Origin of the sequence: Actinomadura sp. WAC 06369 (assembly GCF_003947565.1) — a bacterium.
GTDB classification, from domain to species: domain Bacteria; phylum Actinomycetota; class Actinomycetes; order Streptosporangiales; family Streptosporangiaceae; genus Spirillospora; species Spirillospora rifamycini.
In genome coordinates this window covers 1-6,621 of the sequence record NZ_QHJN01000265.1, presented here as the reverse complement: position 1 = coordinate 6,621, position 6,621 = coordinate 1, and the positions used below count along the sequence as shown (strand labels likewise).

Sequence of the window (6,621 nt, the reverse complement as noted above, 5' to 3'; positions counted from 1 at the left end):
GTTTCTTTGCCGGGCGGGGTCGGTTGGGGCTCGGCTGGCCGGGTATCGCTTGCCTGAAATATTGGCATATCACCTGGTCAGGGAGGGGTTCTCATGACTGGGACGATGCGAGCTCCCCGCAGCCGCGGCATGCTCAGCGGGCTTCTGCTGGTGCTGCTGGCCCTGTGGGGCGGGCTCATTCCGTTCATCGGGCCGTACTTCGACTTCGGCTTCGGGTCGACCGATCCGTGGGTCTACTCGAACGACTGGCTGGTGCTCTCGATCCTGCCGGCGGTCGCCGTGGGGATCGGCGGGCTGATCCTCATGTTCACCGCGAACCGGCCCGTCGCCATGTTCGGCGGGTGGCTGGCGGCCCTCGGCGGGCTGTGGTTCGTCGTCGGCACCACCATCGCCGCGCTGTGGAACTCGGGCGTGGGGACGGCGCTCGGGGGTGAGGCGCGGCAGATCACCGAGCGGCTGACCTTCTTCGAGGGGCTCGGCGCCGTGATGATCCTGCTGGCGGCGCTGGCGCTGGGACGGTTCCTGGTGGTCGGCGTCCGGGAGGCGCGGCGCGCGGAGCGCGAGCGGGGTCCCGTCGACGACCGCGCGGGGCCCGAACACGGCGCCGTCCCGGCGCAGCGCAAGCGGCACTTCCACCTCGGCAGGCCGAAGGCGGGCACCGGCGCGGGACGGTCCGCGCGCAGGGAGTGACGCCCGGCGGGCCCCTGGCCGAACGCCGCGGTGACTACGATTGCCGCGGGTTCGGTCGGGAGTTCGTGGAGGACGTGCATGACATCGCCGCGCAGGATCGGTGCGCCGGACGCCAAGAACCGGGCGGCGCTGCTGGACGCGGCGGAGCAGTTGATGCTCGAGGAGGGGTACGCGGCGGTGACGTCGCGGCGGGTCGCGGCGAAGGCCGGGCTCAAGCCCCAGCTCGTCCACTACTACTTCCGCACGATGGACGAACTGTTCCTGGAGGCGTTCCGGCGGCGGGCCGAGGAGGGCGTCGAGCACCAGGAGCGGGCGCTCGCGTCGGCGCAGCCGCTGCGGGAGCTGTGGGCGTTCAGCACCGATCCGGCGGCGACCGCGCTGACGATGGAGTACGTCGCGCTGGCGAACCACCGCAAGAGCCTGCGTGACGAGATCGGCCGGTACGCCGAGCGGATGCGGGTGAGGCAGGCCGAGGCCATGGAGCGGCTGGCGGAACGGTACGGGGTCGACCTCGGGGAGTATCCGGCGCCGTTCCTGTCGGCGCTGCTGACGAGCCTGTCCCGGCTGGTAACGATGGAGAAGTCGCTCGGGATGTCGGTGGGGCACGGCGAGACCGACGAGGTCGTCGAGCAATTCCTGCGCCGGTTCGAGGGGCCCGCGCGGACGGCCGGGTAGCGGGTCAGCGCTGCTGGTGCGGCGGCTGCTGCATCGGCTGCTGCTGCATCGGCTGCTGCTGCATCGGGGGCTGCTGGGGCGCGGGGGCGTGCCCGGCGGGCTGCTGCCAGCCGCCCGGCGGCACCGGGGGCGCGGCGGCGCGGGTGCCGGACGACATCTGGAAGCCGAGGCCGATGAGGACGAACGTCAGTCCGGCGACGATGAAGTTCAGGCACGTGGCGAGCTGGATCTGGATCTCGGCCTTGTCCCCGTCGGGCTCGTCGACCCGGGCGCCGGAGACGAGGGTGCCGAACAGGGCGAACGCGATGAGGACGACCCCGATGCCCGCGCAGATCGCGAAGAGGGGGCTGATCTTCTTTCCCGGCATTCCCGAACAATAGCGACTCATCCCCGCACACAGCGTCAGGGTGCCTGTTTCGGACGGGCCGATTCGCGGGCCCGCGCGTCCGGTCCGGGGTCCGGCGGCGGCGGGCGGGGGCGTTTGCGGACGTCCGGTTCGGGGATGCGGCGCCCATGCGTCGACCTCATCGTCTGATCCTGGACAACACCCTCCTGCTGCTCGCCGAGGGGTACGCGTGGCTCCCCGGCCTCTTCCGGGGCACCGACCGGCCGGCCGTCCGCACCCGGCTCCTGGGCAAGCCGGCGGTCGCGCTGCGCGGACCGGACGCCGTGCGGTTCTTCTACGACGACGACCACATCAAGCGGCGCACGGCGCTGCCGGAGCCGGTGCTCAGCACACTGTTCGGGCACGGGGGCGTCCAGACGCTGGACGGGCACGCGCATCGTGTCCGGAAGGAGCTGTTCGTGTCGCTCCTGGAGGACCCGGAGGGCGTCGAGGGGCTCGTCGCGCACGTCCGGGCCGCCTGGGACGAGCTGGTGCGGTCGTGGGAGGAGAGTCCGCGCGCGGTGGTGTTCGACGAGGCGAGCCGGGTGCTCGCGCGGGGCGTGTGCCGGTGGGCGGGCATGCCGCTGAACGACGCCGCCGCCGACCACCTCGCCCGCGACGTCACGACCATGGTCGACGGGTTCGCGACGCCCGGCCCCCGGCACTGGCGGGCGCGGGCGGCGCGGCGGCGGCAGGAGGCGTGGGTCGCGGGCCTGGTGAGCGAGGCGCGGGCGCGGACGTCCGGGGAGGGCGGCGGCCCGCCGGCGCGGTCGGCGATCGCCGTGGTGGCCCGGCACCGGGACGCGGACGGGCGGCCCCTCGACCCCCGCACGGCCGCGATCGAGCTGCTGAACATCGTCCGCCCGACGGTCGCGGTCGCGTGGTTCGTCACGTTCGCGGCGCACGCGCTGCACCGGTGGCCGGAGCACCGGGAGCGGCTGGCGTCCGGGGACGACGCGTTCGCGACGGCCTTCGCGCACGAGGTGCGGCGCTTCTACCCGTTCGCCCCGTTCGTCGGGGGCGCGGCGGTGCGCGGCATGCGGTGGCGGGGGGAGAAGATCCGGAGCGGGGCGCTCGTCCTGCTCGACCTGTTCGGGCAGAACCACGACCCCGGCCTGTGGGACGAGCCGTACCGGTTCGACCCCGACCGGTTCGCCGGCGCCGAGCCCGACCCGGACGTCCTCGTCCCGCAGGGCGGCGGCGACCCCCGCACCGGCCACCGCTGCCCCGGCGAGACGATCACCGTCGAGGTGCTGAAGTGCCTCGGCGTCCGGCTGGCGCGCCTGCAGTACCACGTGCCGCCGCAGGACCTCGCCGTCCCGCTGCGGCGCGTCCCGACCCGGCCCCGCAGCGGGTTCGTCATCGCGGGCGTGCACGCGGCCCCGGCCCCCCGCGGAACGGGCGCTCACCGTGCGTCATGAACACCTGTTTGACCTGCGGCATTCAGGTTAGAAGGGGTGAAAGCTCTCCAATTCCGAAGGGGGAAGTCATGGCGGAACGGAGAGAGACCTCGGCGCACGCGGCTCCGGGGGGTCGCGAGCTCGAACAGGACGAGTACCGGATGTGGGAGGACCGGACGCGGGTGTTCCTGCAGCCGGTCGCCGCACCGTCCATCCTCGGGCTGTTCGCGCTCGCGGGCGCGACCATGATGGTCGGCGCCTGGCAGGCGGACTGGTACGGGAATCCGACCACGCCGCTGGTGCTGTTCCCGTTCGTCCTCATGTTCGGGGGGCTCGCGCAGTTCCTGGCGGGAATGTGGTCGTACCGGGCGCAGGACGGCCTGGCCACGGCCCTGCACGGCACGTGGGGCGCGTTCTGGCTGGCGTGGGGGCTGATGTGGCTCATGATCTCCGCGGGCGTGTTCCCCATCGAGCTCGTTCCCGCCTTCGGTGAGACGAACGCGGCGTTCGGGTTCTGGTTCGTCCCGCTGGCCGTCATCACCGGCTTCTGCGCGTTCGCCGCGCTCGGCCGCAACATGATGCTGACGCTGGTGCTGGCGGCGCTGGCCGCGGCCGCGGGGTTCACCGCGGCGGGGTTCTTCGCCGGATCGACCTGGCCGCTGCGCATCGGCGGCTGGCTGTTCGTGGTGTCCGCGGCGATCGCGGTCTACACGGCGGCGGCGATGATGATGGAGAACACCGTCGGGCGGACCGTCATGCCGCTCTTCCGTACCCGCCGGGGCAAGTACGTCCCGGAGGGCCCCGGACCCAGCAGGCCGCTGGAGTACCGGTACGGCCAGCCGGGCGTCAAGATCGGCCAGTGACCCGTCCCGACTCCATGCCGCTCCCTCCCGGTTGCGGCATGGGGTCCCCTTTTGTCGGGTTTACCGTCCCGCTCCCCTATCCTGGGCCGCACATGACCCACGAGGCCCAGGGGAGACGGGTATGCCGATCAAGGTCCGGCGGACGGCACGACGTGCGTGGCGGCGAGTCGCCCGGGCCTACCTGCATGCCTGCGCCCGGGACGACGCGGCCGGCCGCGGGTTCCAGGTGCCGAGCGGCGTCTGGGTCTGCGAGCGCTGCGAGCACGCGGTGCTCGAACTGGCCGCGTTCCGCGAGCACCTGCGCGTCGTCCACTCCCTGTGACCCGCATCCCGCGACGATGATCGTCAGCGCGCCTCCCCCACCGGGACGGCGGCCCGTGGCAGGATGCGTGCACGATTCCATGGTCATTTCTCATGATTTCTTGAGACTCATCGCATAGAACCGGATATATGCGCTTCACACGTCGAAGGTTCCTGGTCCTGGGCGGCGCCGTCGGGCTCACCGGCGGGGCGGCACTGGTCAGCGGTACGGCCCCCCTCCGCGGGGCCGAGGCCCCGGCGGCCCCCGCGACCGGCCCGTACGTGACGATGCCCGAGCTGCGGCCCCCGCAGATGAGCGCGCGCCGCGGCGGCGCCCCCGAGAAGGGGCTGGTGTTCCTCGGCCCGTTCCGCGGCACCGCGCACGCCGACGGCCTCATCGTCGACGACCGGGGCGAGCCCGTCTGGGTCAACCCGTCCCAGCAGACCGTCACGGACCTTCGCGTGCAGACCTTCGAAGGGCGGCCCGTCCTCACCTACTGGGAGGGCGAGCGCCGCACCGGCGGCTACGGCTGGGGCAAGGGCGTCATCCTCGACGACACCTACCGGAAGATCGCCGAGGTGCGGGCGGGCGGCGGCGACGGCGTCCACGTCGACCTGCACGAGTTCCAGCTCACCGACCGCGGCACCGCGCTGATCGTCGCGTACCCGCTGGTCCGCGCCGACATGCGCGCCATCGGCGGGCCGCGGGACGGGCACGTCTTCGACAACCGCGTCCAGGAGATCGACGTCCGGACCGGCCGGGTCCTGTTCGACTGGAGCGCCCTCGACCACATCGACATCGCCGAGACCGTCACGCCCCTCGCCGACAACGCCGACGGGACGGACGGCAAGCCGTTCGACCCCGTGCACGTCAACTCCGTCGAGGCCGACGGCGACGCCCTCCTGCTCTCCGCCCGCAACACCAGCGCCCTCTACCGGATCGACCGCCGCACCGGCGCGATCCGCTGGCGGCTCGGCGGCACCCGCGGCGACTTCGAACTCGGCGACGGCGTCGAGTTCAAGTGGCAGCACGACGCCCGCCGCCGCCCCGACGGGACGATCACGCTGTTCGACAACGCGATCACCGAGGCCGAGACCGGCCCGTCCCGCGGCATCATGATCAAGGTCGACGAGCGCGCCCGCCGCGCCGACCTCGTGTGGGAGTACACCGACGGCACCACGTTCGCCCACTACATGGCGAACATGCAGATCCTCCCCGGCGGCAACGTGTTCCTCGGCTACGGCTCGACCGCCGCCGCCATCGAGTACACCCCGTCCGGCGAGGTCGTCTTCGAGCTCAAGACGGGCCAGTCGTCCTACCGCGCGTACCGCCACGCGTGGACCGCCCAGCCCGGCACCCCGCCGCTGCTCGCGTCCCGCTCCACGGCGAGCGGCATGCGCCTGTACGCGAGCTGGAACGGCGCCACCGAGGTCGCCGCCTGGCGGTTCCTCACCGGGCCCGACTCGTCCCGGCTGTCCCCCGCGGCGACCGTCCGGCGCTCCGGGTTCGAGACGTCCGCGCAGGTCAAGCGGGCCGCGACCGCCGTCGCCGTCGCGCTCGACGCCGGCGGCGCCGAACTCGCCCGCTCCACCCCGCTCAACACCCGCAGCAGCGCGGCCGTCTGACGCCGATCCCGCGGGTTTCCGGACGTCCGGAAACCCGCGTCGCCGGGCTCACCGGCGGCCCGTCACCCGCCTGCCCCGTCACGGACGCGCCGGGAGCGGGCCCGCGCCGTCACTGGGGACGCGTGCGCCGCGCCTCCCGGGCGCTGGCCGCCAGCGCGTCGCCGTTGAGGGCCCGCAGCCGGTCGAGCTCGCGGCGGTCGCGCTTGGTGGGACGTCCCGCGCCGCGCTCCCGCCGGGCGATCGGCATGAGCGCCTCGCGCGGCGGCGGGGGCGGGCTCTTGTCGGTCAGGCACTCGGCCGCGACGGGCGCGCCGACCCGCTTGCGGATCACCTTCCGCACCACCACGATGCGCTCGCGCCCCTCGTGCCGCAGCCGGATCTCGTCCCCCGCCCGCACCGCCGTGGCGGCCTTCGCGCGCTCGTCGTTGACCCGGACGTGCCCCGCCTTGCAGGCCGCCGTCGCCTGCGACCGCGTCTTGATCAGCCGCACCGACCACAGCCAGAGGTCGATCCGCACCGACCCGTCTTCTGCCATGGTGACGACTGTAGCCAAGCCCCCGTCCCACCGGTCACCCCATTTTCCCCCGCCCCCGCCGCCGCGCGAGGCGCTCACGCCGCGCGAGGCGCTCATGCCGATCGCGGGACGTCCCACCAAGCGCGACCGCCGCGAGCTCGACCGGCT

Annotated in this window: 8 protein-coding genes; 6 read left to right on the top strand and 2 right to left on the bottom strand. The window is 73.4% G+C overall.

Annotated elements, in window-relative coordinates; translation table 11 throughout:
* The first annotated feature begins 93 nt into the window (after window positions 1-93).
* Both DMH08_RS37625 and DMH08_RS37620 read left to right on the top strand, forming a co-directional pair.
* Window positions 94-690 (top strand): hypothetical protein, encoded by a 597-nt coding sequence (locus tag DMH08_RS37625; RefSeq protein ID WP_125620997.1) that lies wholly within the window; start codon window positions 94-96, stop codon window positions 688-690.
* 78 nt (window positions 691-768) lie between these two features.
* Complete coding sequence (locus DMH08_RS37620; RefSeq protein WP_125620996.1) at window positions 769-1,365, top strand: TetR/AcrR family transcriptional regulator; 597 nt, start codon at window positions 769-771, stop codon at window positions 1,363-1,365.
* 4 nt (window positions 1,366-1,369) lie between these two features.
* Here DMH08_RS37620 and DMH08_RS37615 read toward each other — a convergent pair whose 3' ends face one another.
* The gene (locus tag DMH08_RS37615; RefSeq protein WP_125620994.1) at window positions 1,370-1,732 is read right to left on the bottom strand and encodes a hypothetical protein; all 363 of its coding nucleotides are present in this window, start codon (window positions 1,730-1,732) and stop codon (window positions 1,370-1,372) included.
* A gap of 146 nt (window positions 1,733-1,878) precedes the next feature.
* On the opposite strand from DMH08_RS37615, the gene DMH08_RS37610 reads away from it, so the two are divergent.
* From DMH08_RS37610 to DMH08_RS37595, 4 genes are all read left to right on the top strand, one after another.
* Window positions 1,879-3,171: a cytochrome P450 gene (locus DMH08_RS37610; RefSeq protein WP_026403250.1), complete on the top strand. Its 1,293-nt coding sequence runs from the start codon at window positions 1,879-1,881 to the stop codon at window positions 3,169-3,171.
* A 68-nt stretch (window positions 3,172-3,239) separates the two neighbouring features.
* Window positions 3,240-4,013, top strand: coding sequence for an acetate uptake transporter family protein (locus DMH08_RS37605; protein WP_026403249.1), 774 nt, complete (start codon window positions 3,240-3,242; stop codon window positions 4,011-4,013).
* A gap of 121 nt (window positions 4,014-4,134) precedes the next feature.
* Window positions 4,135-4,335 carry a hypothetical protein gene (locus tag DMH08_RS37600; RefSeq protein WP_026403248.1) on the top strand — a complete coding sequence of 67 codons (201 nt, stop codon included), beginning with the start codon at window positions 4,135-4,137 and terminating at the stop codon, window positions 4,333-4,335.
* 128 nt (window positions 4,336-4,463) lie between these two features.
* Window positions 4,464-5,939, top strand: coding sequence for an arylsulfotransferase family protein (locus tag DMH08_RS37595; RefSeq protein ID WP_051300878.1), 1,476 nt, complete (start codon window positions 4,464-4,466; stop codon window positions 5,937-5,939).
* A gap of 109 nt (window positions 5,940-6,048) precedes the next feature.
* Here the strand turns inward: DMH08_RS37595 and DMH08_RS37590 are convergent, their stop codons facing one another.
* The gene (locus DMH08_RS37590; protein WP_026403247.1) at window positions 6,049-6,474 is read right to left on the bottom strand and encodes an RNA-binding S4 domain-containing protein; all 426 of its coding nucleotides are present in this window, start codon (window positions 6,472-6,474) and stop codon (window positions 6,049-6,051) included.
* Window positions 6,475-6,621 lie beyond the last annotated feature (147 nt).

Excerpts from the sequence above, each read along its gene's own strand:
- DMH08_RS37610 (WP_026403250.1), top strand. The coding sequence starts at position 1,879 with ATGCGTCGACCTCATCGTCTGATCCTGGACAACACCCTCCTGCTGCTC.
- DMH08_RS37595 (WP_051300878.1), top strand. The coding sequence starts at position 4,464 with ATGCGCTTCACACGTCGAAGGTTCCTGGTCCTGGGCGGCGCCGTCGGG.
- DMH08_RS37590 (WP_026403247.1), bottom strand. The coding sequence starts at position 6,474 with ATGGCAGAAGACGGGTCGGTGCGGATCGACCTCTGGCTGTGGTCGGTG.
- DMH08_RS37615 (WP_125620994.1), bottom strand. The coding sequence starts at position 1,732 with ATGCCGGGAAAGAAGATCAGCCCCCTCTTCGCGATCTGCGCGGGCATC.
- DMH08_RS37605 (WP_026403249.1), top strand. The coding sequence starts at position 3,240 with ATGGCGGAACGGAGAGAGACCTCGGCGCACGCGGCTCCGGGGGGTCGC.
- DMH08_RS37620 (WP_125620996.1), top strand. The coding sequence starts at position 769 with ATGACATCGCCGCGCAGGATCGGTGCGCCGGACGCCAAGAACCGGGCG.
- DMH08_RS37625 (WP_125620997.1), top strand. The coding sequence starts at position 94 with ATGACTGGGACGATGCGAGCTCCCCGCAGCCGCGGCATGCTCAGCGGG.
- DMH08_RS37600 (WP_026403248.1), top strand. The coding sequence starts at position 4,135 with ATGCCGATCAAGGTCCGGCGGACGGCACGACGTGCGTGGCGGCGAGTC.